This window comes from Desulfosporosinus orientis DSM 765, assembly GCF_000235605.1.
GTDB classification, from domain to species: domain Bacteria; phylum Bacillota; class Desulfitobacteriia; order Desulfitobacteriales; family Desulfitobacteriaceae; genus Desulfosporosinus; species Desulfosporosinus orientis.
Genome location: NC_016584.1, coordinates 1,636,807 through 1,663,798, shown reverse-complemented (window position 1 = coordinate 1,663,798; position 26,992 = coordinate 1,636,807). Strand labels below are relative to the sequence as shown.

Annotated in this window: 24 protein-coding genes and 1 pseudogene; 4 read left to right on the top strand and 21 right to left on the bottom strand. The window is 43.6% G+C overall.

The window, feature by feature from the left end; genetic code table 11:
- The first annotated feature begins 230 nt into the window (after nucleotides 1–230).
- Nucleotides 231–1,472 carry a flagellin lysine-N-methylase gene (gene fliB / locus DESOR_RS07715; RefSeq protein WP_014184046.1) on the top strand — a complete coding sequence of 414 codons (1,242 nt, stop codon included), beginning with the start codon at nucleotides 231–233 and terminating at the stop codon, nucleotides 1,470–1,472.
- 36 nt (nucleotides 1,473–1,508) lie between these two features.
- Here fliB and DESOR_RS29285 read toward each other — a convergent pair whose 3' ends face one another.
- Nucleotides 1,509–1,646 carry a hypothetical protein gene (locus DESOR_RS29285; protein ID WP_158309016.1) on the bottom strand — a complete coding sequence of 46 codons (138 nt, stop codon included), beginning with the start codon at nucleotides 1,644–1,646 and terminating at the stop codon, nucleotides 1,509–1,511.
- A gap of 268 nt (nucleotides 1,647–1,914) precedes the next feature.
- On the opposite strand from DESOR_RS29285, the gene DESOR_RS07705 reads away from it, so the two are divergent.
- The gene (locus DESOR_RS07705) at nucleotides 1,915–2,481 is read left to right on the top strand and encodes a flavin reductase family protein (protein ID WP_014184045.1); all 567 of its coding nucleotides are present in this window, start codon (nucleotides 1,915–1,917) and stop codon (nucleotides 2,479–2,481) included.
- A gap of 143 nt (nucleotides 2,482–2,624) precedes the next feature.
- Here DESOR_RS07705 and DESOR_RS29280 read toward each other — a convergent pair whose 3' ends face one another.
- From DESOR_RS29280 to DESOR_RS27315, 8 genes are all read right to left on the bottom strand, one after another.
- Nucleotides 2,625–5,033 carry a DUF5301 domain-containing protein gene (locus DESOR_RS29280; protein WP_014184044.1) on the bottom strand — a complete coding sequence of 803 codons (2,409 nt, stop codon included), beginning with the start codon at nucleotides 5,031–5,033 and terminating at the stop codon, nucleotides 2,625–2,627.
- A gap of 3 nt (nucleotides 5,034–5,036) precedes the next feature.
- Complete coding sequence (locus tag DESOR_RS07695; RefSeq protein WP_014184043.1) at nucleotides 5,037–5,399, bottom strand: BlaI/MecI/CopY family transcriptional regulator; 363 nt, start codon at nucleotides 5,397–5,399, stop codon at nucleotides 5,037–5,039.
- A gap of 142 nt (nucleotides 5,400–5,541) precedes the next feature.
- Nucleotides 5,542–7,227, bottom strand: coding sequence for a GMC family oxidoreductase (locus DESOR_RS07690; protein WP_014184042.1), 1,686 nt, complete (start codon nucleotides 7,225–7,227; stop codon nucleotides 5,542–5,544).
- 326 nt (nucleotides 7,228–7,553) lie between these two features.
- On the bottom strand, nucleotides 7,554–8,333 hold the full coding sequence (gene istB / locus DESOR_RS07685; protein ID WP_014184041.1) for an IS21-like element helper ATPase IstB: 780 nt from the start codon (nucleotides 8,331–8,333) through the stop codon (nucleotides 7,554–7,556).
- Nucleotides 8,330–9,571: an IS21 family transposase gene (istA, locus tag DESOR_RS07680; RefSeq protein WP_014184040.1), complete on the bottom strand. Its 1,242-nt coding sequence runs from the start codon at nucleotides 9,569–9,571 to the stop codon at nucleotides 8,330–8,332. Before istA ends, istB begins: the two co-directional genes overlap by 4 nt.
- A 776-nt stretch (nucleotides 9,572–10,347) precedes the next feature.
- Nucleotides 10,348–10,560, bottom strand: a complete 213-nt coding sequence (locus tag DESOR_RS30930) for a hypothetical protein (RefSeq protein WP_042330939.1) — start codon at nucleotides 10,558–10,560, stop codon at nucleotides 10,348–10,350.
- A 74-nt stretch (nucleotides 10,561–10,634) separates the two neighbouring features.
- Complete coding sequence (locus DESOR_RS07670; protein ID WP_042330937.1) at nucleotides 10,635–11,000, bottom strand: hypothetical protein; 366 nt, start codon at nucleotides 10,998–11,000, stop codon at nucleotides 10,635–10,637.
- Between the two features lie 442 nt (nucleotides 11,001–11,442).
- Nucleotides 11,443–11,808 (bottom strand): hypothetical protein, encoded by a 366-nt coding sequence (locus DESOR_RS27315; RefSeq protein WP_014184039.1) that lies wholly within the window; start codon nucleotides 11,806–11,808, stop codon nucleotides 11,443–11,445.
- A 138-nt stretch (nucleotides 11,809–11,946) separates the two neighbouring features.
- Between DESOR_RS27315 and DESOR_RS07660 the strand changes: the two genes are divergently transcribed.
- The gene (locus DESOR_RS07660; protein WP_014184038.1) at nucleotides 11,947–12,822 is read left to right on the top strand and encodes an AraC family transcriptional regulator; all 876 of its coding nucleotides are present in this window, start codon (nucleotides 11,947–11,949) and stop codon (nucleotides 12,820–12,822) included.
- Nucleotides 12,823–12,826: 4 nt separating this feature from the next.
- Here DESOR_RS07660 and DESOR_RS07655 read toward each other — a convergent pair whose 3' ends face one another.
- The 5 genes from DESOR_RS07655 to DESOR_RS07635 form a co-directional block, all read right to left on the bottom strand.
- Complete coding sequence (locus DESOR_RS07655; protein WP_042332030.1) at nucleotides 12,827–13,189, bottom strand: hypothetical protein; 363 nt, start codon at nucleotides 13,187–13,189, stop codon at nucleotides 12,827–12,829.
- A 246-nt stretch (nucleotides 13,190–13,435) separates the two neighbouring features.
- Complete coding sequence (locus tag DESOR_RS07650) at nucleotides 13,436–15,178, bottom strand: NADH-dependent [FeFe] hydrogenase, group A6 (protein ID WP_014184036.1); 1,743 nt, start codon at nucleotides 15,176–15,178, stop codon at nucleotides 13,436–13,438.
- 24 nt (nucleotides 15,179–15,202) lie between these two features.
- Nucleotides 15,203–17,089, bottom strand: coding sequence for an NADH-quinone oxidoreductase subunit NuoF (locus DESOR_RS07645; RefSeq protein WP_014184035.1), 1,887 nt, complete (start codon nucleotides 17,087–17,089; stop codon nucleotides 15,203–15,205).
- Between the two features lie 122 nt (nucleotides 17,090–17,211).
- Nucleotides 17,212–17,700, bottom strand: coding sequence for an NADH-quinone oxidoreductase subunit NuoE family protein (locus DESOR_RS07640; protein ID WP_014184034.1), 489 nt, complete (start codon nucleotides 17,698–17,700; stop codon nucleotides 17,212–17,214).
- 299 nt (nucleotides 17,701–17,999) lie between these two features.
- Nucleotides 18,000–19,157 (bottom strand): cache domain-containing protein, encoded by a 1,158-nt coding sequence (locus DESOR_RS07635; RefSeq protein ID WP_014184033.1) that lies wholly within the window; start codon nucleotides 19,155–19,157, stop codon nucleotides 18,000–18,002.
- A gap of 364 nt (nucleotides 19,158–19,521) precedes the next feature.
- On the opposite strand from DESOR_RS07635, the pseudogene DESOR_RS27820 reads away from it, so the two are divergent.
- Nucleotides 19,522–19,623, top strand: a pseudogene (locus DESOR_RS27820) (AraC family transcriptional regulator); the annotation flags it as partial.
- A 116-nt stretch (nucleotides 19,624–19,739) separates the two neighbouring features.
- Here DESOR_RS27820 and DESOR_RS07630 read toward each other — a convergent pair.
- The 7 genes from DESOR_RS07630 to DESOR_RS07600 form a co-directional block, all read right to left on the bottom strand.
- Complete coding sequence (locus DESOR_RS07630) at nucleotides 19,740–20,528, bottom strand: DUF5714 domain-containing protein (protein ID WP_427854239.1); 789 nt, start codon at nucleotides 20,526–20,528, stop codon at nucleotides 19,740–19,742.
- Nucleotides 20,529–20,588: 60 nt separating this feature from the next.
- Nucleotides 20,589–21,365: a cyclase family protein gene (locus DESOR_RS07625; protein WP_014184031.1), complete on the bottom strand. Its 777-nt coding sequence runs from the start codon at nucleotides 21,363–21,365 to the stop codon at nucleotides 20,589–20,591.
- 316 nt (nucleotides 21,366–21,681) lie between these two features.
- Complete coding sequence (locus DESOR_RS07620; RefSeq protein ID WP_014184030.1) at nucleotides 21,682–22,224, bottom strand: glutathione peroxidase; 543 nt, start codon at nucleotides 22,222–22,224, stop codon at nucleotides 21,682–21,684.
- A gap of 85 nt (nucleotides 22,225–22,309) precedes the next feature.
- Complete coding sequence (locus DESOR_RS07615) at nucleotides 22,310–24,118, bottom strand: ASKHA domain-containing protein (RefSeq protein ID WP_014184029.1); 1,809 nt, start codon at nucleotides 24,116–24,118, stop codon at nucleotides 22,310–22,312.
- A 35-nt stretch (nucleotides 24,119–24,153) separates the two neighbouring features.
- Nucleotides 24,154–25,182, bottom strand: a complete 1,029-nt coding sequence (locus tag DESOR_RS07610; protein WP_014184028.1) for a methylcobamide--CoM methyltransferase — start codon at nucleotides 25,180–25,182, stop codon at nucleotides 24,154–24,156.
- 25 nt (nucleotides 25,183–25,207) lie between these two features.
- Nucleotides 25,208–25,867: a corrinoid protein gene (locus DESOR_RS07605; protein WP_014184027.1), complete on the bottom strand. Its 660-nt coding sequence runs from the start codon at nucleotides 25,865–25,867 to the stop codon at nucleotides 25,208–25,210.
- Nucleotides 25,868–25,918: 51 nt separating this feature from the next.
- Nucleotides 25,919–26,992: a uroporphyrinogen decarboxylase family protein gene (locus DESOR_RS07600; protein WP_014184026.1), complete on the bottom strand. Its 1,074-nt coding sequence runs from the start codon at nucleotides 26,990–26,992 to the stop codon at nucleotides 25,919–25,921.

Sequence of the window (26,992 nt, the reverse complement as noted above, 5' to 3'; positions counted from 1 at the left end):
TTAGGTAAGAGTGGTTTTCATCAAGTATTGAGTAGAGTAGTACTGATTCTTTTCGCCATAAATTTTGTCGGGGTCTAATACTTAATATTTTTATTAAAAGCAACAGGGAAATAGACCCATATTTGGGTGTAGAATTATACTAATTGTGCACAACGGAACCCCATCAAATTATTTTTTATCGCAATTTCCTAATTAATATTAAAATTTTTAAATGGATATGAGGAAAAAACATGACCAAACTAACGCAAGAAATACAAATGCCACTCTACCTAAAGTCTTTCAATTGCATAGGGTCTGCCTGCGAAGATAGCTGCTGTTTTGGTTGGAGCACTATCACAGTGGACAGCAAAACCTTCCAAAAATTCAGCAAGATCCAGGACCTAGCTTTGAAAGAAATAATCGATGATAAGGTCGTACTCAATCAAACAGAACAAAGTGAAGAATCCTACGCCCATGTAGAACTAAACAATGATTCAACTTGCCCTTTTTTAACTGAAGAAAAGCTCTGCTTAATACAGCTAAAACAGGGTGAAGAATATTTATCCAAGATCTGTTTTACGTTTCCTCGGATGACTAATGTAGTCGACGGTATCTTGGAAAAATCCGCTGTCATGTCTTGCCCTGAGGCTGTTCGCATGGCACTATTAAACTCCAAAGGGATTAACTTTATTTCAGTACAAGAAACTCTGGATGTGCGCAACAATATTTCTATATCAGTTAATACCAATGATCCAGCTTTCACTGATACACCAAATAAGTATTTTCAGGATTTGCGAAATCTTACACTTCAAATATTAAAAAACAGGGATTATAAGCTCGAGGAACGGTTTATTATCCTAGGATTATTTTTTCAAAAGCTTTCCAAAGTATGTAATGAAAAAAAGGTTGATACTATACCTAATCTTATTACTTCCTTTGCCCAATTTATAAAGAAAGAGTCTTTAATCGCGATTCTCGCAAAAACCCCCACTTCCCCAGCAGTTCAGTTTAAACTGTTGATGCAAGGCGCTCTCACTAGGCTTGTACAGGGAATAACCAATCAACGCTACGCTGAATGTTTCCTTGAATTTTTGCAAGGCATAAAACATTCCCCTGACATTAGCTTAGATATTTCCGCTGAAAACTATCGTCTGGCCTATGAAAATTACTACGCTCCTTTTGCTATTGAGCACGAATATGTTTTTGAGAATTATCTGGTGAATTACGTCTACAATAACCTTTTTCCACTGTGCGACGGAGACATTTTTGACGAATATATTAAGCTCGTGTTTCATTACTCGTTGATCAAAATGCTTCTTATCGGTATTGCCGGATTCCATCAAGGACTTAATTTAGAGTTGTTAGTTAAGCTGATTCAGTCCTTTGCCAAAACAATTGAACATAATCCCCAATACATCAATGAAACAAAAGATTGGTTCATAAGCAAAGGTTTAAACTCTATGAGTTACTTATCAATACTCATTAAAAACTGAGCTTGAACCAGATTTTAATCTTTAATTAAGGATGACCTATTCAGAATGTCGAAGCTTTAACAAAGAGTTAGCCTTTTCCGGGTCATTCATTAAGGCCATCCTGTATTCCAACATCCAGTTAAGAGTATCAAGAATGTGATCCAATTCCTCCTTCTTGCCTTTGATCTCGCTCATCTTTTGGCGAATCCATTGAATGACTTGTTGATGAGTTTGTTTATTGGCATCATGTTCCCGCCTGTTAGCATAGAGAAATCGTCTTATAGCTGATCATACCATTTACCTAAAAATACAAAAAATGCCCATGAAGATAAAATAGATCTTCATGGGCACACTTTTACAATATGATAAATCATTACAAAGAAAAAGTCTATACTTATTTGAGAAAACCAGCTATATTATACATGCTGGCAGCCAAGCAAAACTTATATTTGGAGGATTGAACATGGAAAAAGTAAAAATCAAAAATTACCCGATGGTTAACCCAACTCCAATTGTACTTGCTGGAGCTGATGTTAACGGCAAGCCTAATTATGCCACTGTTGGAGCGTTCGGAGTAGTGTGTCAAGGACCGATTTTTTATATATCTTTAAAAGATACCCATTTTACAACTATTGGCGTCAAAGAAAACGGATACTTCAGTGTAAATATTCCCTCTGTCGATATGATTCAAAAAACAGATTACTGCGGTTTAGTATCAGGAAAAACAACGGATAAATCACATTTGTTCTCATCATTCTATGATGAGATTGGAAAAGCTCCAATGATTAGTGAATGTCCTATGAATTTTTTATGCAAAGTCATTCAAACCGTTCCTATCTCCGGATTTGAAGTATTTTTTGGAGAAATAGTTTCAACATTTGCAAGGGAAAATTGCTTGACAGACGGTGTACCCGACCCACTAAAAATCAATCCGACTTTAGGAATGGGCCTCAGCTACTATAGTTTAGGCCCATCGGTAGGAGCCGTGTTTAATGAAGGAGTTAAATTAATAAAATCAAATAATGGCTAAAAAAATAGGAAGGGATATCATCAATTTGATAATCCCTTCTTTTAATATTACGAATTGCCCGCAATAGTGTTCACAACTTAACACTATTAGTAATTTGTGATAACGTCCCATGTTTACCTGGAGCATCCATCTCAGCTTTTTTCTTAAGTGATAGGTATTAATTTCGCCGGTATTTTATAACGAGGCTGATAGAGAGAAACCCCATATCGGTTATTCCTTTGCAAATGCTCAGTTAGGTTTTTACGCTGCAAATTGATGATATCCCTGTAATCCCCGTAGTGAGTGAGTATTTGCTGGGCAAGCCCCTCAATCCGTTTTCCCGAGACAGGCATGACACAAAATTCTTGAATCGAAGAGGCGAAGTAAGCCCCATCTTTGGCCTGTTCATAGCTTTCCAGAGTATAACTCCCGCCGGCGCCTTCCTGATAGGTGATGGCCACCGGAATAATCCCCCCTTCTTCTTCAGAAAGAACATTGTCATACAAGCGAAAGGTTTGAGCATAGGTTGTCACAAAAACCTTGAGTTTGCCCCCTTCCCGGTAGCTGGCAAAGAGATGGGGGGCTACAACACAAAATCCACCCCGCCCTTTATGCTTCTCAACTTCTGTCTGATAGACAAGCTTGGCAATAGGGTCATTGCCTTGATAAGCAAAGTCGGGCAAGCTGACTTCCTGGCGAATCTGAAGCTGACTGAACCATTCCTGGGGCGATAAGGTTTCATCGCTGACATTATTTCTTACCCCCAATAATTCCTTGGCAAGCCTCATCATGATTTGCCCCCGCAGTCCCCCGGCATTTCCTGCTTTAAATTGGCCTAAAAGATACGGCAGAGCTTTCTCGCCTCCATACTTGAGGATACTCTCATACTCCCTGTCGTGAGCTTGGATATAATCATCCGGATTGGAGGACTGCAAGGGGGATGACATAATTGTCTGCAAATTATTTTCGATAAGCTCGGCGATTTCCTGGTCTTCCTGGGCAGACTCTTTTAGGGATTCCTGACTGCTGCCGGAGGGCTTATGAGCAAAGGTTAGAGCTCCCTTATAAGATTCCTCCGTTAACTCCCTGATAAACAAGTAAGGCCGCTCACAATAATACTTGCCGTCGTCTTCGTAGAGATAATATGTTGCCTTACCTATCTCAATAACCTGGTAGTCCTTTTCGTTAGGGACGTCCTGAACACTCCGCCGGTTGGTTTTCTTTCCGTCCAATAATGCTTGGGTAACTGCCTCCGGGATGATATAGCTGCGGAGGCCCCACAGGCTATAAACTTGCTCATATTGCTGAGGAGGGATGGCATAATAGCGAGAGCTCCCGTCAAAGGAAAGCATAGCCAATCCTTTTTCCGAATCATAAAAATTCAGCCGATAGGGTTCAGGGCCACCATCAATATAGATGGTTAAGGTGGGACTCAGCTCATAGGGAGACCGAACCTGCTTTTCTGCCCAACCAACCGAGACTCCGGCCAGCCATTCTCCAAACTCTTCCCCTGTTATGAGGGTAGCCCCTTGGCCGTGAACTCTGATGATGAGCTGACCCTGGGCTGCTGAAATCTTGGCGGCATGGTTAATATTCAAACTTTCTGAAGCGGATTGAGAACTTTGCGGATTGGAGATTAAGCCTAAGGATAGGATTAGTATCCCTGCTGCCCCGGCCAGCATTCCCCAAAAAGTAGGTTGCTTATAGTTTAGAATATTTTTGATCCGGCTTTTGGCACTGCCTTCTCCAAAGGCCAGAGGACTGCCGCTGATCATTTTGTGACTGAGGGCCAGGGACAAAAGGGAGCGGCTGTAATCTTGTTTGATTTCCTTGCCCAATTCCTTAATAACTGCCTCATCGCAGGACATTTCCATGTCTTTTGTCATCAAAATAAAACTCAGCCAGACCAAGGGATTAAACCAGTGAAGGCAGAGCAAAAAATAAGCCAAGGGCTTAATCAGATAATCATAGCGCCGAATATGTATTTCCTCATGCTTAAGGATGTAGCTCTTTTCCCCTTCAGAAAAACCTGGAGGCAAGTAGATCTTAGGCTTCAGGAAACCTAAGACAAAGGGAGACTGGATGGCATGGCACTCCCAAATATTGTCTCTGACAAGAATCGACTGGCTGACTTTTCTTTTCAGCAGCCCATAGGAAACCAAGCTATAGGCCAATAAACTTAAAACACCCAACGCCCATATCAGAGAAGCAATAAATAGAATAATCTGCATGGGGTTGGCACTGGCAATGGGAGTAGCCGCTGGCAGAGAGGATGTGACGGCTTGGCTGACATAATCGACGCCTAAGTCGACTTGAGGTTGTGCCATCATGCCAATGCCGGCAGGAATATGTTCCATGGAATCCTTTTTCATAAAGCCAAAAAAACTCAAGGCAAAGGAGAACGAAACGGGACTGATTAAGCGAAACAGCACCACTCCCCATAGACAATAGGAGAAAATTTTGGAGGTTTTCTTTAACAACAAGCGGGCCAGCAAAACAAAGAGTATGGCATAGCCGGCAGTAATACTCATATTTAAAACAGCCAGGAATACATCCTGCAGGAATTGTTCCATAACCTACTCCTCCTTGTAGCTGTCGATGAGTTTCTTTAGCTGATCAGCCTCTTTCCGGCTTAACTTTTTATCATTCATAAATGCTGTCAGAAAGCTGGGTAAAGAACCGCCAAAGGTGCGGTTAATAAACTGTTCGCTTTCATACTTCTGTACTTGAGCTTGGAGGACAAGGGCTGTGACCAGGGCATTTTCGTTTTTAAGAATTCCCCTTTCACAGAGCTTTTTCAGGACAGTATAGGTGGTAGACTTCTTCCAGCCCAGCTGTTGTTCACAGAGAGTCACCAGTTCGCCGGAGCCCAGGGGTTCATGTTCCCATACGATGGTGGTAAAACGGTACTCACTTTCGCAGAGTTTAAGCTGGTCCAAGGTTAATGCCTCCTTTAAGTCTATAGTTATAGACTCTTTTCTTTAGTCTATAACTATAGACCTAATTTGTCAATGAGAAGGCTTGGTTGACACCAAGCCTTCATCTCGTATTGGTCTTTCTATTTAAGTTGACACCCCATAACTACATATTGTGAAGATCCTTCCGAATAAAGCGTACCGCATTTAAACCGATCATCTGAGCAGGTATCGAAGTATTACCATCCGGTAAAATAGGAGCAACGGAAAGATCAGCGACTCTAAGCTTTTCCGTACCAAAAACATTTAGGAATCCATCAACAACGCCTTCTTGAATATTTCTGCCCATTCTACATTGTCCTCCAATATGAGCGAGATTTACATAAGTCGCCCGGGCAAAATCAGCAAGCAGATTTCTTTTTTCTATCTCATCTGTTAAGTTAAATATCGTTTCAGGAGGATATACAACCTTATAAATACCGTCCGGATCCAGCTCACGAGCCTTCATCATTATTTTGTACGTCTCAATATATTGATGCACCATAAAATTTAAGTCATCAGGATTCTCTAAAGGATTAAAGTTAATTGATGGAAAAGCCTCCGGATCGCTATGTGCGACCATAATAGTGCCCTTGCTCTTGGGGTTAACGTCAACAATTCCAATACTCATGACGTTACTAGGCTTTGTTGGATCAAAACTCCACTGATTAACAAGCACATCTTGAATTGGAAGAAACACAGGCAATGGAAGCCCAAGTAATTGAAGGCGACGCCCAGGTCCTTTTTCCTTTTTAAAAGCACCTATTGCAATTGGCTGATCAGGATCAGCCGACAATACTTGAAGTAGTCTGCTGGTTTCGACTTCTATTCCGATTCCGACATTAAAATGAGCTTGCAAATTGTAACCAACATTAGGGCTCTTCACTAATGTTGATATACCTGCTTCCGCTAAATCAGCCGGTCTGCCGATTCCTGACCGTTGCAAGATGACCGACGACAAAATTCCCGCAGAAATAATAATTTCATTTCTAGCAAAAGCTTCCTGTGTCACTCCATCTCTGACATATTGAACACCAACAGCAATGTTTCTTCCTTTTTTTCGTTTAAAGATAATCTTATCCACTGTTGTTTTTGCGAAAATAACTAACTTTCGTCCCCTAACCCCAAATTCATCTGGATAAAACTCATTTCCTTGGGTTACAACATCTTCATTCAAGTATCCCGTTGAAGTGGATGAACGTACAAACATTCCGTTAACTTCTTGTTGAGTAAATTGTGATTTGAAGAACGTACAATCTCTGATGCCTGTATTATAGTCTTCAACAATTGGGATACCCAATACATCGGATGTTGCTTGAGCTAACGTATTGATAAGTCCATTATTAGGAATGATTTGTTGTCTAATAAAGATCGGGCCTTTTGTTCCTCGTTGATTCGGGCTTTGGGTATTTCCTGTGTAGGTCTCATCTTTTTTGAATAAGCGAAGAATACGTTCGTAACTCCATTGACTACCGACGAGATTTGCCCACTCATTATATAGATTACGACTTCCTCGTACTGCTAACATGAAATTATGGTCTGAACTTCCACCAATTACTCTTCCACCCCATAATTTAAGCTGACGTCCTATAATTGACTCTGTTCGTGACAGAATATTAAATGAAAACTTATTATCATTTGCTAAACTAGCTGCTGTCGCAAAGGAAGCACTACTTAACTCGTCCGTCATGTTCGTTCCTGCTTCAAGGACTAGTACAGATGTATCTTTATCATCGGTTAACTTATTGGCGATTATTCCTCCAGCAGTTCCTGCGCCAATCACAATGTAATCGAAAATTCTTTTTTCTGACAAGTTAATATCATTCCTTTCGATGATTTATAATAATTTGCTCCATATTTATCCTATCTAAGAAATATCTCTTATCTCTGAAGGGACAGTAATGATCTTGCTTTCTCATAGGGGTTATACTGATAATCTATGCTTGTTTACTATAGCAGGTGCACAATATTTTATCGTGAAATAGTCAATTAGGTTTGATGGACAAGTATCTAAAGTATTAAACGGTGGATCCATTTCACTTTTCGCCAGCATATCGAGATACTCTTCTGTACCCATTGTCAACCCCAGTTCAAAATTCCTCAAAAACAACGGTTGAAAATTCCCCAATTAGCTGTTTACTAGTCGGTCGGAGTGAACTCCAATTTACTGGGATCATAAAAACCTGCTTTTTTCTTTTCTTTCACCCTGTAGCTATCTCCCTTAATATTAATGGTCGTAGAGTGGTGTAATAGGCGGTCAAGAATCGCCGTTGCGACGATATTATCACCAAATACATCTCCCCATTCTCCGTATGATTTATTCGAAGTTAGGATAATCGATCCCTTTTCGTAACGGCTAGAGATGATCTGAAAGAAATAATGCGCCGTTTCATCATCCATTCCTGCATACCCAACTTCATCGATGATCAAGATGCCGGGTTTACATAGAGTTTTAATCTTGCGGTGAATCCGCCCGGAGATGATGTTCTCCTTAATCATTGCAATCAGCTCATGGGCGCTTAGAAAGTAAGCCGTATAACCGTTTTTAATCGCTTCAACCGCAAGGCCTACCGCCAGATGGGTTTTGCCTACACCTGGCGGCCCGAGGAATACTACATTTTCAGCGCGGGCTACAAAGCCTAGGGTTTTCAGTTCATTGATCTTTCGAGCGTTAGCACTAGGCTGAAAATCAAAGTCGAATTGTTCCAGTGTTTTCACATAGGGAAGTTTCGCCAGTTTCATGTTAGCCTTGGCAGCCCGGTCGCGCTTAGCTTCAATCTCAGCCCATAACAACTTGTCCAGAAATTCTAGATAAGATATACTACCTTTAGAAGCTTCTTCTGCGTGGTGGTCATACACAGCGTTCATATGGATCAGGCCGAGAATTTCACAAGCCTGATTTAAACGTTCCTGAATCATTGTGTCACCTCGTTGATCAGCGATTCATAGACCTTAAGGGGTCTTTGATACACTTTGGGTGGTTGTTTGTGGCTTAGAATGGGTGCTGTGGCGGCAACTTTCTTCTGAGACCATGTTGTTAAACCCTCAAAGTGTTTTTTATTGCGCTGGAAGTGGTGTTTGCCTGAAAGCTTCACGTGGGATGCAATGCAGATGCCGTTTTCATCATAGATCTCCAGATGTCCGTTGTTTAAATCTCGAATTCTAACCCGCTTTCCCACGAAACGGTAAGGAACCGAGTAGAAATTCGCTTTGTAACTGATGGTACAATCGTTCATGACTTTGCGGTATTGTATATCATAAAGCAGGAATGCTTCTGGATTGACAGGTTTTAACGTTTCTCGTATGAATGCTTCTGCTGGGATTTCACGGGTTGTCTGATGCAGCCGGACATTGCAGACCGTATCCAACCAGAACTTTACGGCTTCATTTAAATCAGCCAGACTGGATATTGTCTTAATTCTTGGCCAAAAGTTCCTGCGCAGATACTTAACACCGTTTTCTACCTTGCCTTTGGTGCGGGGACGATAGGGACGGCAGCGCACTGGACTGAAATCTTGATGCCGGGCAAAGCTTAAAAATTGGTTATTCCACTGATTAGTGCCAGTTTGATGGCTATGTTTGACGACGGTTTTCATGTTGTCATACAGGATGGTTTCCGGTACCCCGTTAAAGAAGGCAAAGGCTCGTTCATGACAACCGATAAGTGTGTCAATGCGCTCGTTCTCAGTAAACTCAACATATTGTTTCCGGGAGTGTCCCATGATCATGATGAAGGCATGAACCTTGACGAAAGTTCCATCGTCTTTCAGAAGCTTGAATTCTCCCCAGTCAACTTGAGCTTGCTTGCCTGGTGGAGTCTCAAAGCGCATGGAGGCTTTACCTCTTACTTGCTCACGATAGGGTTTCATAAAATCCCTGAGAATGGTTAGCCGGCCCTGGTAGCCCATGGCTTTGATTTCATCAAATAAGACCATGGCATTGACGCATCCTTCGTTCATTCTCTCGATGATGTAGGCTTTGTGATTCTCCAGCTTACTTTCACGTTGTACTTTCTTACGATAGGCCGGGAGTTGATCACTTTTAAGCCATTTAGTGACCGTTTTTCGGTCTAAGTCTAATTCTCGTGCAATCTGAGTAATATTCATTCCTTTGCTTTTTAAGTCTCTGATCATAAAAAATTCCTCACTTTGTACCATTTGATTGTCTCTCCTCCTGTGGAGAAGAGTACGTTGATTGTGGGGAATTTTCAACCGTTTATTATGGGTATTTTAGCATCGTTCTTTTCACCATGATAAGAGGAGAAAATAAAAAGGCCAGGATTATTTAAATCCTGACAGAGTTTACTCTGGTTGTTTATCTACTCCTTCGCCTTATTCTACTTAAAGTAAGAGCGCATAATGGTTTCCCAAACACTACAGGACCTCAGCTGTTCTATTAGCATAGTTAATATTAAACTCGCCAACCTCTGACCATGGAAGAGTTCTATAAATCTCACCATGACAATTTGTAGAATGTTGTCTGCTACAGTATAGGCCCGTACCAGGCTGTCCGCCAATAAAGTGGGCTTTTTCTGCAACAGCCTCTCCAAACAAGCCAAAGAATTGTGGCAGGAGATGCATAGGCTTGCCCAGGCAGACCCGGAAGTCTATCAGAACTACAAAGCTGAGATTGGTAAGATCGCGGGGACTCTTACGGAGGGACTATGAGGCATCAGCCGCCGGTGAAGATGAGCCAGGTGGCAATCTCCGCCGGGGCTGCGGCCCCGGTTCTCTTTTAAAATATGCTTTTGTACGGTAAATCAATTAGCCGAACTGCCAACGAAGTATCTTCTCCAGCGGTCCCAGACTACTGTGATCATCGAGGTAAATTCCCAGCTTATCTTTCATGGCTTCCTGCAGCGTCTTAGAGAAATTTATTTTTTTTATTAGCCATATTATCCAGCCACTTTTGACTTTTCTTCAAACCTTTACGTTCATGGATTTCTTTTACCCCTAAGCCTCCATATAAACCCTGATATCCCAACTACCCTCGTGTCATAATCCTCAGATTGCTCAAGTTGTGATGAAAGTTCACGAATACGTTCTCTCATCATTGATAATTGTTGCTCTTTAGCTTCAAGCCTGTTAAGAAACTCTTTCTTTTCCATACCCTGCATATCTACTTTCGCTATCAATTCCTCAATCATCTTTTGACGTTCAGTTTCATTTTCTTGAATGGCTTCTTCCTCTTTCTCTATCTTCTGTTCCGCTTACTCTTTACTTAAGGAAGCACATCGATTTTTCTACTCATTGAAGAATACCCTTCATCTAAGTGCTTTAGTCTTTCTCCAAAACCAGCTTCAATACGTCCAAGAATCTCTAACACCTCTTTGGTAAATTTGTATATATTGTCATAGAAATCATTGCTTGTATCTGTTGCCTTAAAATAAAACGCTACTGATAGTCCTATAGCAAACAGAGATATTACTATAGAAAGTATATCCGTTGCTTTTAATTCATTTATGCTAATGTTAGTCGATAGTATTTTCCATGAGATAACAGATGTTAAAATTAGTACAATAAATGCATTAAGACAGGTATTTACGTTACTTTCAAATGTACTTTTTTCCTGTCGCATCTTATCCATAACTTTACCCTCCCTTTGTACAAAAAGACAATTCTTTTTACTTGCTAATTAGAATTTCTTCCATTATTATTTTTCAACATAAACTTACCTTTGCAACGTAGTCCTCAGAATAATGCCTGTCTTAAGAAGAATTATTTATGTACTGCCATGATACTTGTCATATAATTGTCACCATATGGAGTCAAGCTCCATATGTTCTTTTTTGAATCCTAAATTATCAATTTCAATGCCCTTAATTGAATAAGGATAGCACGCACGCTTTCAGGAGATATTTCTATAGCTTCAAATCTATCTTCTGGAGACTCCTCCTCTAGTTTGTTGCTACCATATTGTTCAACTAAATTGTTTAAAACTCTATTCATATCGTTGGAGTCGGCTTTGCTTAGCCCCCACTTTTTGTTGCTAGTTGATCTAATAGCTTCTTTATATCTGATTGCCTCGCCTAATAGGATTTTCTAATCCCTAACCAATTATTACGTTGCACTTCAAAATCTCCTCCTGACCTTAGAATCAGAACATCAGGAGCAAAGATAAGATTAATAATTATTCCTGCTGCCGGAGTCTCCCCGGAAAAATACTTATTTTCCCTAATGTCAGTTGATTCATTGAACCACTTAACAATGTTTTCTGCTTCCTTACCTGTGGCTTCCCTTTGGATTATTTCGTAACCCGGCTCCCCCCACAAGACAATTTTCTGTACTTGTATCGCAAAAATAGGAGCATGCAGTCTGTTAAAACCTGCAAAGGAAATGAAACCTCCTACTAAAAGGATAATTACAGCTACAGTCACAATGTTTCGCGCCCTCATACCATACCTCCTATTAACCCTGATACCCTTATAAACCTATTGTCTTTTAATATAAAAAAAATCCTGCAAAACTGTGCAGGAATTGTCGGATAGATAAATTGTTTTTCTGCTATTCTATTGGCAAGGGAGGTCATCCAAATGAATTCAATCAAGAATCTTAATAACGCACTGGACTATATTGAAGAAAACCTTACCAATGATATTGACTACAAGGAAATTGCCCGGCTGGCCTTCTGCTCAGAATATCATTTTATGAGAATGTTTTCTTTTCTATCCGGCGTGACGCTCTCGGAGTACATTCGAAGAAGGCGTCTGACTCTTGCAGCATTTGAACTAAATAATACCAAATTAAGAGTCATTGATATAGCCTTGAAATATGGCTATAGTTCACCTGATTCTTTTGCCAGGGCTTTCCAAACTATGCATGGAATAACTCCGGCAGAAGCCAGGAATAATGGTCAATTACTCAAAGCCTATCCCCGGATGACCTTTCAAATATCAGTTAAAGGAGAAAACCCTATGAACTATAGAATTGAAGAAAAAGAAGCTTTTCGGATTGTCGGCATTCAAAAAAGGGTTCCCATAATTTTTAACGGAACTAATCCTGAGATTACCTCTATGTGGAAGAGCCTTACGGAAGAAAAGATCATTCAACTTAAAAATCTCTCTAACGTCAAGCCTTTGGGGCTGATTCAAGCATCTGCCAACTTTTCAGAAGGACGTATGGAGGAAAAAGGAGAACTTGATCATTATATTGGCGTTGCTACAACCAATGACTGCCTTGATACTTTTACCAAGCTTGAAGTTCCTGCTTCAACATGGGCAGTATTTGAATCCGTCGGGCCATTCCCTGCTACACTTCAAAGTACTTGGGGGCGCATCTATTCAGAATGGTTCCCTTCCTCCAATTACGAGCAATCGGAAGGACCGGAAATATTGTGGATGGAGAACTTTGAGATTTCTTCTCCCACATTTAAAAGCGAAATATGGATACCTGTTCGAAAAAAGATTTAGTGGACTAAGCAGATGCTTCAATAACGGCTACAGGCTCAAAATCTTTTAGCTTACAGACCTCTTTGAAATAAACCAGAAGGATGAATACATCCCGCGGTTCCTCAAATTCATCCACATGCTCAATCTTGATTTGTTTTCCTGCAAAAAATGCCTTCAGATCCAGGTCCTTGTTCTCTTCCTGCCCAATCAGGGCGCTGTATTCATTAACCAGTTTCTGCAATTTGTTTTGATTTTCGTCATTGACCTCCACATCCGGAAAGCGGTAATTACTGGAATTTTCTCCAAAACAAAACATCTCTTTGACGGTTGATTCCGCTTCCGCTGCAGCCTCTTCTTCAGGTCTTAACATAATATATTTCTTCAACATCCTACTATCCTTTCCTGAAGCTAAGCCTCTATGATCTGAAATATCCTTCATAATTATATACATTCGCGGCAATCCCGTCAGTTCCCTTCTGCCGGCGTAATTTTCAGACCGTATTTCTTGGCAATGCCTTGCCAAGGTTATTCTTGGGCCAAATCTCTAACCATAACAAAACCTCCTGTCTTCTGATATTCACGATAACAGTGCTATCAAAAGACAGGAGGTTTTTTCGAGCTTTATGGAAAACAACTAGATTTTCTTCCGTGCCGTATAGCTGGTATGCAGCAATTGATGGGCTCTCTTCCCAAAGGGTTCGCCTAAAAAGTCTTTATACAGACCTATGATGGCCAGATTTTCGTGGGACTTGCGCAGAGGCTTGCCGCGATCTTCACGGTAGATGGCTCCGGCCCGGGCTTTAAGAATCTCCATATTGCCGTGATGATAGGGCTGACCGCCGCCTCCGATACACCCGCCAGGGCAAGCCATGATCTCAATCACGTCATAATTGCTCTCCCCGGCTTGGATTTTCTCCAGTACTGTGCGGGCATTGCCCAAACCATGAATGACAGCAATCCGATAATCCCGTCCACCGATGGGAATAACCGCTTCCTTAATCCCTTCCATTCCCCGCAAAGCTTCAAACTCGACTTTTTCCAGAGTATCACCAGTCAGAACCTCATAGGCTGTCCTCAGAGCTGCTTCAAGAACTCCGCCTGTTGCCCCGAAAATTACGGCGGCCCCGGTTGATTCGCCTAAGGGATGATCGAACTCCTGGTCCTTAAGATGGTCAAAATGAATGCTGGCTTCCCGCACCATCCGGGCCAGTTCCCTGGTCGTGATGACGATATCCACATCGGCAGTATCGGTACCCTGTGAAAGTTCCGGACGATCTGCTTCGTATTTTTTAGCCACACAGGGCATTACAGAAACAACGGTAATGGACTTGGGATCAATACCCAGGGTTTTAGCATAGTAAGATTTCGTCAAGACCCCTAACATTTGATGGGGGGATTTACAGGTTGAAGGGATGTCTAAGAGATCGGGAAACTGGTGCTCAAAGAATTTAACCCAGGCCGGGCAGCAGCTTGTCAGCAGCGGCAGGCGTCCGCCATGCTGAATGCGATGGACCAGCTCCGTTGCTTCCTCCATAATCGTCAGGTCCGCGGCAAAATCCGTATCAAAGACGCGGTCAAAGCCTAGACGCCGCAGAGCAGCCACCATTTTGCCGGTGACAATCGTCCCTGGTTCCAAGCCGAATTCCTCTCCCAAAGCAACCCGTACAGCCGGTGCTGTTTGGACAACCACAAATTTGTCGGGATCGTTGAGGGCTTTCCAAACTTTATCAACCTGATCCAACTCAGTTAAAGCCCCAGTCGGACAGACTGCCAGGCACTGCCCGCAGAAGGTACAGGCCGTTTGGCTCAGGGGCAAATTAAAGGCTGTTTTAATAACAGTTTCGAAACCACGCCCTACGGCTGAGTAAACCCCCACCGTCTGTACTTGGCTGCACATGGTTTCACAGCGCCGGCAGCGAATGCATTTGTTGGGATCTCTGACGATAGAAGAACTGGAGTGGTCAATTTCGAACTCCGATTCTTCCCCTGCATAACTAATAGCTCTTACTCCCAGTTCTGCTGCGAGAGCTCTGAGATCACAGTTAATGTTCTTAGCACAGGTTAAACACGATTTAGGATGGTCGGAAAGCAGAAGTTCGACCATGGCCCGTCTGGCCTGGATGGCCCTGAGAGAATCTGTTTTAACAACCATACCCTGGGTTACCGGAGTTGAACAGGATGAGGCCAGATTGCGCCGGCCTTCAACTTCGACTACGCAAACCCTGCAGGAAGCTATGTTATTATTATAATGCATTTCGTGAAGTTTCAGGTGGCATAAGGTGGGAATGTCGATGTTTACGGTTCGGGCCGCGTCTAAGATAGTCGTTCCCTCCGGTACTTTAACAGGAATGTCGTTGATAGTTAGCTGTATATCCATATTGAGTCCTCCTTCAGGGGTACTTTAACGGCGAATGATGGCACCGGCGACGCGGCATTGTTCCATGCATGCTCCACATTTCAGGCAGCGTTCCTGGTCAATAACGTGGCGCTTTTTGGGGGTACCAGAAATACAAGACATGGGACACTTCTTGACGCAAAGGGTACAACCTACGCACTTATCTGTGATTTCGTATTTCAGCAGGCTCTGACAAACACCCGCCGGACAGGTTTTATCGACAATATGTGCTATATATTCATCCCGGAAATACCTTAAAGTGGACAGGATGGGATTGGGAGCACTCTGCCCAAGGCCGCAAAGGGCTGTGTCCTTGATGATATGGCAAAGTTTCTCCAGGTTCTCCAAATCCTCTAACGTCCCTTGGCCTTCCGTGATCCTGGTCAGAATTTCATAAAGACGTTTGGTCCCTACCCGGCAGGCCGTGCAGCGGCCACAGGATTCATCCATAGTAAATTCCAGAAAATATTTGGCGATATTGACCATACAGTCGTCTTCATCCAGGACAATGAGGCCTCCGGAGCCCATCATGGAACCGATGGCCGTTAAAGACTCATAATCAATGGGCAAATCTAAGTACTTGGTTGGAATACATCCGCCGGAGGGTCCTCCCGTTTGAGCTGCTTTAAAGGTTTTCTTGAGCTTAATTCCCCCGCCGATGTCAAAGATGATTTGCCGGAGGGTTGTCCCCATGGGAACTTCCACCAGCCCAACATTGTTGACTTTGCCGGCTAAAGCAAAGACTTTTGTACCTTTGCTTTTTTCTGTGCCGATGGAAGCAAACCACTGAGCTCCCTTTAAAATAATAGCAGGGATATTTGCCAGGGTTTCTACATTGTTGACACAGGTTGGTTTTCCCCACAGCCCTTTTTGAGCAGGAAAAGGTGGTTTGACGGTGGGCTCTCCCCGGGCCCCTTCAATAGAATGGATCAAAGCCGTCTCTTCACCGCAGACAAAGGCTCCCGCTCCGTATTTAAGCTCAATGTCAAAGCTGAAATCGCTCCCTAAAATACCTTGGCCCAACAGTCCGTACTCCCGGGCTTGTGCAATGGCGATTTGCAGCCGGCGAATCGCGGCAGGGTATTCTGCCCGGACATAGATAAAGCCCTCAGAGGCTCCAATGGCAGCACCGGCAATGATCATGGCCTCAATAACGCTGTGGGGGTCACCCTCCAGAACAGAGCGGTCCATGAAGGCGCCCGGATCCCCTTCGTCAGCATTACAAATGATATAGCGCTGATCGGCTTGGCTCCTGCGTGTGAACTCCCATTTGGCACCCGTGGGAAAGCCTGCTCCCCCACGGCCGCGGAGTCCGCTGTCTTTAAGGACGTCGATAACGTCCAGAGGCGTCATTTCAAAAAGAACTTTTGCTAAGGCCTGATAACCGTCGGCACCGATATATTCGAGAATGTTTTCAGGAGCAATATAGCCGACGTTGCGTAAAGCAATGCGAAGTTGGCCGTTGTAGAAGGGGATATTAGCAGGAAAGCGCTCTTTGGTGTTGGGGTCCATATAAAGAAGATGCTCTACCACTTTTCCTGCAAGGAAGTGTTCTTCCACAATCGTCGTTACATCATCAGCAGAAACCTCACAGTAAGTTATATTATCCGGGTGAATCTCCATCATCGGTCCTTTTTCACAAAAACCAAAACAGCCCGGCTGAAAAACTTTAATTTGTTCGGATAATCCTCGCCGGCTGAGTTCCTCTTCCAGGCGTTCGGCGATTCCTGGACTGCCAGATGAATGACAGCCGGGTCCCCCACAAACCATAACATGCCTTACCAGGCCTGGGGTGTTTTGATCTGAATCAGTGTCAGTAAGGCGTCTTGTTGCAATAAGTTTGAGGCTTTGTGCCTTTAAGGCATTTAAGTCATCTGTATTTTTGAGTTTCATATGACCTTTCCCTTCCTTCGGTAACACTATTTGCGAGGTTCGAGGTTTCGAAGTTTGAAGCTCGAAGCTCGAAGTTCAGGATCGAATATCATGTATCGTGCATCGCACTTCGTGCTTCGCGATTAGCTTTCCGGGCGGTATTTTGCAAGGACTTCATTAATCTCCTGGGCCTCAGTCATGCGTCCATGAACTTTACCGTCAACCATCATAACTGGGGCAAGACCGCAGGCTCCCACGCAGCGCAGAGTTTCTATAGTAAAGAGATTATCGGGAGTGGTTTCTCCAGCCTTAATTTTCAGCTGATTTTCCAACTCACTTTTCAGCTTTTCTGCTCCTCGAACAAAACAGGCCGTACCTGTGCATACGTTAACAACGTGTTCTCCTCTGGGAACCATGGTGAAAAAGGAGTAAAAGCTCACAACGCCATAGACCGTAGCAGACGGTATATCAAGTTTCTGGGCAATATGCCACTGAACATTATCGGGCAGATAACCGTATATTTCTTGAGCGTAATGTAAAATTCCAATCAAGTTCTCTTTTTTATTGGGCAAGCTGTCGATATAGTCATCCAGCTTTTGCGCAAATGGATTAGGCGAAGCACTGTCACACATAGCAAATCCTCCTTTATTCATTAAGAAACAATGTAATTTACCTTCAGCCTCCTTTTTCTAATGTTTGGCCAACTCTGATCTGTCTGACTATTTGTTTTTTTTAAAATCATGTGATTAGTTTATCTTTCTTCTCACCGGCTTGTCTCGTTTATGGAGGTAAGAAAAAGCTTTTGTAAGTAAAGAAAGCAATATCGAAAGTTTGAATGAATTCCATCATTCATGATCTATCTAAGTGAAGGCATACTAAAAGACCCCACTAAAAAAGTGAGGGTCTTCGAATTTACAAAAATACCCATCACCTATAACAAGATAAATAATTTAACAGGCCGGCCACCGGTACCGTATTTCAGTTCTGATTTCAGTACCCCGCGCTGTTCTAAAAATTCCAGATAGTGGCGTACTGTAACTCTGGTCAGCTTAACACCTTCCGCCACTTCCTCTGCGGAAAGGGGACGACGGGTTGCTTCCAGAAATTGAACAATATGATTAAGGGTAATTTTAGATAAACCCTTTGGCAGCCCTTCCCCCTCACTATACCAAGGGCTATCTAAACTGACTTCCGGCTCTGATCCCTTCGCGGCCGTATGGTCAATGGCCGCGCTGTCCTTCATTAACTGTAAAATGGAAAGCGATTTATTATCAGCCTGATCTTTCTCCCTCTGGCTGGAGTTTGCCCGGTTAATTTCTTCCGTTAACCCCTGGATTTGTTCCGCCATGCTGTCAAATGCCTTCTTTAACTCCCCGATTTCCTCGACAGAAGAATCATTGCTACTCTCAGATAAAGATCCGGCTGCTGACTGCTGAGGGCCTGGCAAGATACTATCTAAAAGCCCTCTGCGGAGCTTTTGCAAGTAAATCCAAGTGAAAAAAGCGAATGCAATGATTAGGGCTAAGCCAACTTTAATCAGTGTAGTCCAAGATCCTGTCCAAACAATCTGCCCATCCCCCTGAGCAATCCCTATATTAAACATGCCAATGACCTCGCCGCTTTCTGCGCGTAAAGGAACATATCCGGCCTGGTTCAACTGACCCCCTTGATCCTCTTCTCCGAGATAGGTCTGCCCGTTTTGCAGTACAGTCTGGGCGACATGAGCAGAAACCTTGGTACTAATCAAGCGTACTCCATCTAAACCGCGTTCAGTGGTGGCCGCCCGGCTCTCTCCCAAGAATATAGTCACACTGTCCCCCGTAAGGCGGGACAAATAATCTGTTATTTCATTATTGAGGCTGATCCGGACAGCTCCTTTATATAACTCCCCGTCGCGCACTGACCATGGTCCCGGATATTTTAAATCAATAATTTCCCCGCAAGTAGTCAGATCGGTTTGTATCTTGGTGTTAGCAGCAGCTACGTGACGGCCTTCGATATTCAAGCCAAGAATCACGCAGCTGCTGCCTGCTAGTATAACAAACGCACACAACAGCAAGATTAGAATCTGATGTTTGAATAAGCGCACAAGTACCCCTCTTTCGAACCCTATTAAACAACATGCAATTAATTAAGAGCCTCTGCATGATGTTTTTTTAATCGCCCAAACTATTTTTTACATTAGTTATTTCGTATTTAATGTTCATTAATTTTCACCTCAACAACTCCTTTTGTGTAACTTTTAATATTAACTATATTATTATAACCTTATTTGCCTTAAGATTCTAAACAAAATATTCAAAATTTGATATTTAATTTTGTGCAGAGGGAAATTAATTATCATCCTGCAAAACTGGGCAGAAATTATCGGATAGATAAATTGTTTTTCTGCTATTCTATTGGCAAGGGAGGTCAGCCAAATGAATTCAATCAAGAATCTTAATGACGCACTGGACGAAGCGGAGGGCCCGGAAATATTGTGGATGGAGAATTTTGAGTTCTCTTATCCCACTTTTAAAAGCGAAATATGGATACCTGTTCGGAAAAAGATTTAGTGGACATGGAAGTGAATTCTATTTGGAATAAGGTACCATACATGACCCAGAAAGCGCCCGATGGGCGCTTTCTTAAATATTTACTCACGAGAGCTTAAATAAAAATTAATCAAGGTTCATTTATTAAAATAGAGACATTTAGATTCCCTACAACCATGGGGATGACGTGCACTGTGAGAACAAATAATTACTTCATTAGGCAAAGGTAAGGATACATTAAGATATCTTTTAACTGATCTAATAGCCTCACTTAGTGCAGTTCTTACAAAACTCTTGCAACAACATGGTCCTGTTTCGTTGGCAATCGTATCAACAATTCTGGCTACCACTCTCATTACCACAACAGTTTCTTGGTCTTTTGAACATGCTGCCCCAATTATGACACTAAAACAGGCTCCAATAGCAGGTGCGATCCCGCATACTCCTGTTAATCCACAATATCCTCCAATGGCTTGTCTCTTTGTCCGGTTTAGTGCTTCAACAATCTGTTCCTCCGTAATCTTAGAAGTGCCTTCATTCTTAAGCGCTGCCATCAGAGCTCCAGCTGCTATCCAGGCATTTTCACAACCGAGCATGGGAACATTTTCCTGGTTCATTAGATGCTCGGCAATTTCGAAGGGGTTTGGTGATTCACTGGCCAAAACGTATTCTTTTACTCTATCGAAAAGATCTTTCCCGTGACATTCATCACATATGTAATGCCCCTTTAGGCAGTAAATGTTTCCAATCTCTGTCTTGCCGCAATTAAAACAGGTAAATTCTCTTCCCGAACTGAAGTAATCCAATTGCCCTCCACAGATTTGACAGTTTTCAGTTAGGGATTCTGTGTGCTGAACAGCACTGGAAGTCTCTCCTCAACAATTAGATTTAGTGTTATTATTGTTTGAATTCTGAATCAGGTCTATCAACCTTCACACCTCCTTGATTTAGATAAAACTGTTTGGAAGATGCCAAGTGATTAGGATCTACTCGTCTATTATTGCGACGGCTCTTATCCAGCCACCACTTGCATCCTTTATTTTTATCGGGAAACAACAGAACGTAAAACCATACGAAGGCAATTTTTCAAGATTGGTAAGCTTTTCAATATGGCAATACCCACATTCAATCCCAGCAAAATGACCTTCCCAAATAATTGAAGGATCTTTACTTTGTACAAAATCTTTTGCAATCAAAGGCAATGGACGATCCCAACTCCAGGCATCCGTTCCAACAACCCGAACACCTTGTTCGCAAAGCCAAAGCGTTGCTTCCTTACCCATACCACATCCTTTTATCAGATATTCCGGTTTACCCCAATATTTATCTGCTCCAGTGTTTACAAGGACAATGTCGCCAGATTTTAACTCATAGCCAATATTCTCAAAAGCTTCTTTCATATCATCGGCCGTGACAAGGTACCCGTTGGGAAATTTAGTAAAATCCAATTTAACTCCATTACCCATACACCATTCAAGAGGAATTTCATCAATCGTCAATGCTCTTTGCCCTTTACTCATTTTTGGATGATAATGCCAAGGTGCATCAAGATGTGTCCCTGTATGCGATGATAAAGTCAATAGTTCAATAGCCCAACCTTTTCCACCAGGTAAATCATTCGCTGTATCAATACCGGGAAAAAATGCAGCCATTTGTTGCGCACCCGTATCATGGTTCATATATTGGATTTTTGGTATCATTTCCTGTGGATCTGACGGCACGTTATTTTCAATAGAAATACTTAAATCTATAAACTTTCTCATTATACATCCCCCTTAATTATACAACACCTCAGCAAAAACTACCCTAAGGGAATCATATTTTTATAATGTCTCATGGAAGAATTTAAGAATTAAGATGGCCCTCTCTTGGTATATCCCGATGTATTTCCTAAAACATAGTATTCTTTCCCCCCAAATCTCCCCTTAATTTGATAACAAAGGGTTCCTACGGAAAGTTTTCTACAAATAATTACCAAATCCTTCAGTTATAACAATAAACTTCCGGGTTCCATACTAAAAGCAGCCGCTTGGCTGCTTTTTTATTATTTTTGATTTTGTTTGGATTCCTAAATGTTCTTTATAAGCACTCCTCAATAACAGCTGTCATGCTCTCCGGGGTTACCGTGGGTTCAAAACGGCCGGCGATGTTACCCCTCCTATCGATAAGAAACTTAGTAAAATTCCATTTAATCGACGAATCGGAGAACCCTTTTCCGTATTTCTGTTTGAGCATGAGTTCCAGGGCCTTGTTTTTTACACCTTTGCCAAAACCCTTAAACTCCGTATTTTCAGCCAGGAATTTAAACATCGGCTCGGCATTTTCACCTCTCACATCCACTTTTGCCGACAGGGGAAAAGTAACTCCGTATCTTACTTTACAGAACTCCTGCACCTCACTGTTGGTCCCCGGCTCCTGTTCGGCAAACTGATTGCAGGGAAAGCCAATAACCTCAAGTCCCCGGTCTTTATAGCTTTTATACAGCTTCTCCAAGCCCTCGTACTGGGGAGTAAAACCGCATTTGCTGGCAGTGTTGACGAGGAGCAGTACTTTTCCTTTATACTCGGACATGGCAACCTCATTTCCCTCAATAGCCTGAAAGGAATAATCATAAATGGACACTTAGCATCCCGCCTTATAGTTTTTCTCCGACAATAAAAAAGCAAGATTTCAGTGATTGCTGAAATCCTGCTTAGTATAGCCTGGTCTATTTGACTTTAAACTGAGAACAATCCACAAAGATCCGCTCATAGCCGTCGGTCATGCTTAATTCCATATAATCCAGGGACCTGGCCAGTGCCGACATCTCCTGCCGGGCTTCCAGGGACATCAGGGCCAGATAAGCCCCTGTTTTGGAGGAATTGCCGATATAAGAGACTTTTTCCTGAACAGCACTGGGCAGAATATCCGTTCCCACCAAACTGTCCACGGGCAAGTGAGCACCGAACTGACCGGCAACGATCACCTCATCCAAATCGGCAAAGCTTAGACCTGAAGCATTAACCAAGGCTACAAACCCCGATAAAATAGCGCTTTTAGCCAATTGAACCTGACGGATGTCCCCTTGGGTTATCAAGAGCTTGCCGGGCTCCTCACTAATGCGAATCATCCGTTTCTTGCCGTCCAGTTCAATATAGGGCAGCCTGGGATCTCCGGCTTCCAGCTGTTCAGGCTTAACCAGATTTCCCCGGGCATTGATAAAATCATGTTTTAATAATTCCCGGATAACCGCCAGGATACCGCTGCCGCATAAACCCAGAGGGCGTTTCTGGCCGATAACCTCCAAAGCGAAGCCCGTTTCCGGGTGAAAATGGATGTCCTCAATGGCACCATCGGCAGCCCGCATCCCGCAGCTGATATTCATCCCTTCGAGAGCAGGTCCCGCGGCACAGGAGCAAGACACCAGCTCTCCCCTGTTTGCTAAAACCATCTCACCATTGGTGCCGATATCGATAAAGAGAACCTTGTCCTTTCGCTCATGAAGCCTGGCTACATAGGCGCCGGCTACAATATCCGCTCCGATGTAGGATGAAACTGCCGGCAGACAGTAGACCCTGGCAAAGGCTGAAAGAGCGGTTAACCCAATATCCCGGGCCGGGATTTCCTTTTCCGCCACAAAAATCGGAGCATAAGGTGATTTGCCGATAGGCAGGGGATCAACTCCCAGAACCATATGCATCATGGTACAGTTAGCGGCAATGGCTACTTCATAAATGTGGGCGGGGTCGATCTGCCGCCTCACGCACATGGTCCGGATCATATCGTTTAAGGAGCCAACAATGGCTGACTGCAGCTGTTCCCGGCCTTGCTCCTCATGCTCCAGGACATAAGTGATGCGGGTGAGCACATCCTGACCAAAGTTTTTCTGGGCATTGATGGCTGCTTCGCTGTCCACTTCTTCCCCTGTTCTTAAATCGATCAGGGAAGCCACCACCGTCGTCGTCCCGATATCCACCGCCACACCGTACAAACTCTCAAAGGTGTCCCCTTTTTCCAGGCCAATCAGCTGATCCTGATTATATACCGCCGTATAAGTACCATTGCCCATGGTGATCCGGCGCAGCACTTCCCAGGGTAGCCGCTCCAGATCCAGGGCCTTTTTAAACAGCTCTTCATAGGGGGTTTGGTCTGCCAGGGTGGGCTTAGAGATTTCGATAACCTTTTTCCAGATGGCCGGATGGCGTTTATATTCTGGGACATATCCCCCGGTCAAAACCGGGTGATTTTCCTCCTGGTCGATAACGTCAATCTCTAAATCCCCGGCCGGACAGACATGACAGGCCAGGCGAATCCCCTCCTCAATTTCCTTTTGAGTAAGGGATTGTTCTTCGTCAACGGACAGAGGGGAGAGCTCCCCCCCTAAATGTTTGATTTTACATTTGCCACAGCTTTTTCGTCCTCCGCAGGGGCTTTCAATAAAAACCTGCCGGGCAACCAAGATATTTAAAAGGCTTTCTTTAGCCTCAGCATCATAGGGGAATTTGATCCTTTGTCTTGGTAAAGAAATTATATACATTCTCAAACCTCGTTCCAGTGCAAAGCTTTAAGGACTTAGGCTTTATAACCGGTTTCCTGAACGGTTTGCAGCATGGCCTGAATATTCTTAAGTGAGGACTTCGTGCCCAAACCACAGGCAGGGGCAATGATATCTGAGCCGTCTGCCATCACCTTTTGGGTCATGACCCGAATTCTGTCTTCATCGGCAAACTCCAGGGCATAAGTGCTGACATTGCCGACAATAACCTTCCCAGGCAGCATGGTTTTTGCCTCTTTAATACTAACAATAGAATCAAAACTGTGAGCATCGGCGCGGAGTTTAATGAGCTGATCATAAACCTTATGCATTTTTCCGCAGATGTGCACGATGACAGGGATCTCCGGATGTGTCTCACGAAGACCAGCGATGAGCTTATTGACATAAGGTACCACAAATTCGTCAAAGGAACGGGGACCCAGAATTTCTCCCGTACCGCTGGGGTCAGAGATGGCAATCACATCTGCGCCGGCTTCAATCTGAGCCTTGCCGAAGCGGATCAGGGCATCCGTGACAAATTCCATCAAGCCATGAGCCTCTGTTTTGCGCCGCCGTAAAGCCTTATAGAAATCAACCGGTTCAAGGAGAGATGCCGCTACGCTGATAGGGCCGGAAAGATTGCCGATAATCGGCACACCGTCATCCAGCTTTTTCAGACGTTTAATAGCATCCAGCACGATCACTGCCCGCTGGCTGTAAGGGTCAAAGGGGGGTAATTCCTGCCATTGGGCAATATCATCCATGGCATACCCTGTGACATGGGGCTCATAGATGCTAGACCCTAAATCCACAACAGCACCCATCTGCTCTGCCTCGATCGTCATACAAAAGGGAACTCCATAGTTTTCAAAACAGCCGTGATCATACACCGCTTTAGCTAAATCCGCCATTTTAACAGCATCGGTATGGGCCTCGGGCCAGCAGATATCTGCTTTTTCCATCAGCTCCGTAACCACCATATTCATCATGCCCCCCGGGCAAATACAAGGCAGGCGATCCGTTTTATCTCCTTTGAGAGCTTTTAAGAGCCTTTCTTTTGCATCCATTGCTACTTCCTTTCAACCTCAGTGCTTAGGCCATGCCGAATAATTCTTTGGCTACCGTCACTGCCGCAGTAGCGTTAACCGCATAACCATCGGCATTGACCTGATCACAATAAGCCTGGGAAATAGGTCCGCCGCCAATCATCACTTTCACTTTATCTCTAAGACCTTCTTCTTTCAGCATATCAACCACTTCTTTCATACCGGGCATGGTTGTGGTCATCAGGGTGGAGAGGCAAATCAGCTGGGCATCCACTTCCTTGGCTTTTTCCACGAAACTTTTCAGGGGTACATCTCTGCCCAAATCATACATTTCAAACCCTGCCGTCTCCAGCATAATTCGCACCAGGTTTTTGCCAATGTCGTGGGTATCCCCTTCCACAACGCCGATAACGCATTTGCAGTTGACAGCGCCTGAATCCTTTTCCTGGGGCAGATGGGGTCTTAAAACAGCCAAGCCGTTATACATAGCATCGGAGCAGACCAAAAGGTCGGTGACAAAATACTCTTCTTCTTCATACATCTGACCCGCCCGGTTCATGCCATCGACAAGTCCTTTCAGAACCCCGTCAAGAGCTTCGTAGCCGGCATCAATATACTCTTCAGCAATACCTGCTGCATTATCATCTTCCATTTCAAAGACACAATCGGATAATTCCTTTAATAATTCTTCTTTTGACTTTGCCATGTTAGTTTACATCCTCACCTTCTAAAAATAATCCCGCAAGCCGTCAGCTGCCTATTCATTTAACAAAGCTTCATCCAAGGGATAGCGGCCATATTTGCGGACCGCTGCCATCATATAGTCAATATTTTCAACGGGAACATTTTGGGTAACATCACAGCCGGAAGCGACGATATAACCCATGGGGCTGTCCTTGCCTTTGCGGATACAGGTCTTAACGGCTTGGAAAACATCCTCTTTGGAGCCCAGCATAAGCACATCCACAGGGGGCACATTGCCCAGGATGGGCAGGCGCTGTCCCACTTTTTCCTTCACATATTCCAAATCCACCAGGTTATCAATACTGAGCATATCCGGTCCTGTATCCACCATTTCCTCCACAATATTTGTGGTATTGCCGCAAATATGATAGCAGCACATCCCGCCGAGATTATGAATATACTCCATTAATTCTGTGGCATAGGGTTTGACGAAATCCACATATTGGCTTTTGCGCAGGAGAGTGCCCGAGGCAATGGGGTCACACATGAGAATAACCACGCCACGCTCAATATATTCCTTATAAATATCTTTCAGGGCATCTGTGCACAGACGCATCAGACGGTGGATGTCCTCCGGTCTTTTTCGGGTGGCCCTTAAAAGCAGTTCCGTAGGATAAATACTTGATACTGCAGTAAAGGGACCGGCAATCAGCACTCCTGTGGGAACTTCATGGCCCATCCGTTCCTGGCAGATTTCGCAGGCTTTTAGGGTTTTAGCCAGCCAAGGATCGTTTTCTTTCTTTGTTTTCGAGAAATCCAGTTTATCAATGTCATTCAAATCTTCCAGTACATGATGTACAACCGCCGGCAAGCTGTCTTCTGGGTCATTGACTTCTGTCCCTAAGGCCGTACCGATACCATGCAGACCGTATTCGATGATCATCATGTCATTGCCGTAGCGTTTATAACAATCAATCTGGGATTGAGCCTGTTTTTCCGCCGAATCACGTTTTTCCCGGTGAGTTATCCCCGATACTCGGTGGGAGATGGAAACCAAAACAGGGATGGCCAGAAGACGGTCCATTTTTTCCCCTTTCATGAAGGCCTGCAGGCGTTCATTGGGTGTCATTTGATCTTGTTCATGCAT

Coding starts and splice junctions, on each gene's coding strand:
- fliB (WP_014184046.1), top strand. CDS start 231: ATGACCAAACTAACGCAAGAAATACAAATGCCACTCTACCTAAAGTCT.
- DESOR_RS29285 (WP_158309016.1), bottom strand. CDS start 1,646: ATGAGCGAGATCAAAGGCAAGAAGGAGGAATTGGATCACATTCTTGAT.
- DESOR_RS07705 (WP_014184045.1), top strand. CDS start 1,915: ATGGAAAAAGTAAAAATCAAAAATTACCCGATGGTTAACCCAACTCCA.
- DESOR_RS29280 (WP_014184044.1), bottom strand. CDS start 5,033: ATGGAACAATTCCTGCAGGATGTATTCCTGGCTGTTTTAAATATGAGT.
- istB (WP_014184041.1), bottom strand. CDS start 8,333: ATGATTCAGGAACGTTTAAATCAGGCTTGTGAAATTCTCGGCCTGATC.
- istA (WP_014184040.1), bottom strand. CDS start 9,571: ATGGTACAAAGTGAGGAATTTTTTATGATCAGAGACTTAAAAAGCAAA.
- DESOR_RS30930 (WP_042330939.1), bottom strand. CDS start 10,560: ATGATTGAGGAATTGATAGCGAAAGTAGATATGCAGGGTATGGAAAAG.
- DESOR_RS07670 (WP_042330937.1), bottom strand. CDS start 11,000: ATGGATAAGATGCGACAGGAAAAAAGTACATTTGAAAGTAACGTAAAT.
- DESOR_RS27315 (WP_014184039.1), bottom strand. CDS start 11,808: ATGAGGGCGCGAAACATTGTGACTGTAGCTGTAATTATCCTTTTAGTA.
- DESOR_RS07660 (WP_014184038.1), top strand. CDS start 11,947: ATGAATTCAATCAAGAATCTTAATAACGCACTGGACTATATTGAAGAA.
- DESOR_RS07655 (WP_042332030.1), bottom strand. CDS start 13,189: ATGTTGAAGAAATATATTATGTTAAGACCTGAAGAAGAGGCTGCAGCG.
- DESOR_RS07650 (WP_014184036.1), bottom strand. CDS start 15,178: ATGGATATACAGCTAACTATCAACGACATTCCTGTTAAAGTACCGGAG.
- DESOR_RS07645 (WP_014184035.1), bottom strand. CDS start 17,089: ATGAAACTCAAAAATACAGATGACTTAAATGCCTTAAAGGCACAAAGC.
- DESOR_RS07640 (WP_014184034.1), bottom strand. CDS start 17,700: ATGTGTGACAGTGCTTCGCCTAATCCATTTGCGCAAAAGCTGGATGAC.
- DESOR_RS07625 (WP_014184031.1), bottom strand. CDS start 21,365: ATGAGAAAGTTTATAGATTTAAGTATTTCTATTGAAAATAACGTGCCG.
- DESOR_RS07615 (WP_014184029.1), bottom strand. CDS start 24,118: ATGTATATAATTTCTTTACCAAGACAAAGGATCAAATTCCCCTATGAT.
- DESOR_RS07610 (WP_014184028.1), bottom strand. CDS start 25,182: ATGGATGCAAAAGAAAGGCTCTTAAAAGCTCTCAAAGGAGATAAAACG.
- DESOR_RS07605 (WP_014184027.1), bottom strand. CDS start 25,867: ATGGCAAAGTCAAAAGAAGAATTATTAAAGGAATTATCCGATTGTGTC.
- DESOR_RS07600 (WP_014184026.1), bottom strand. CDS start 26,992: ATGCATGAACAAGATCAAATGACACCCAATGAACGCCTGCAGGCCTTC.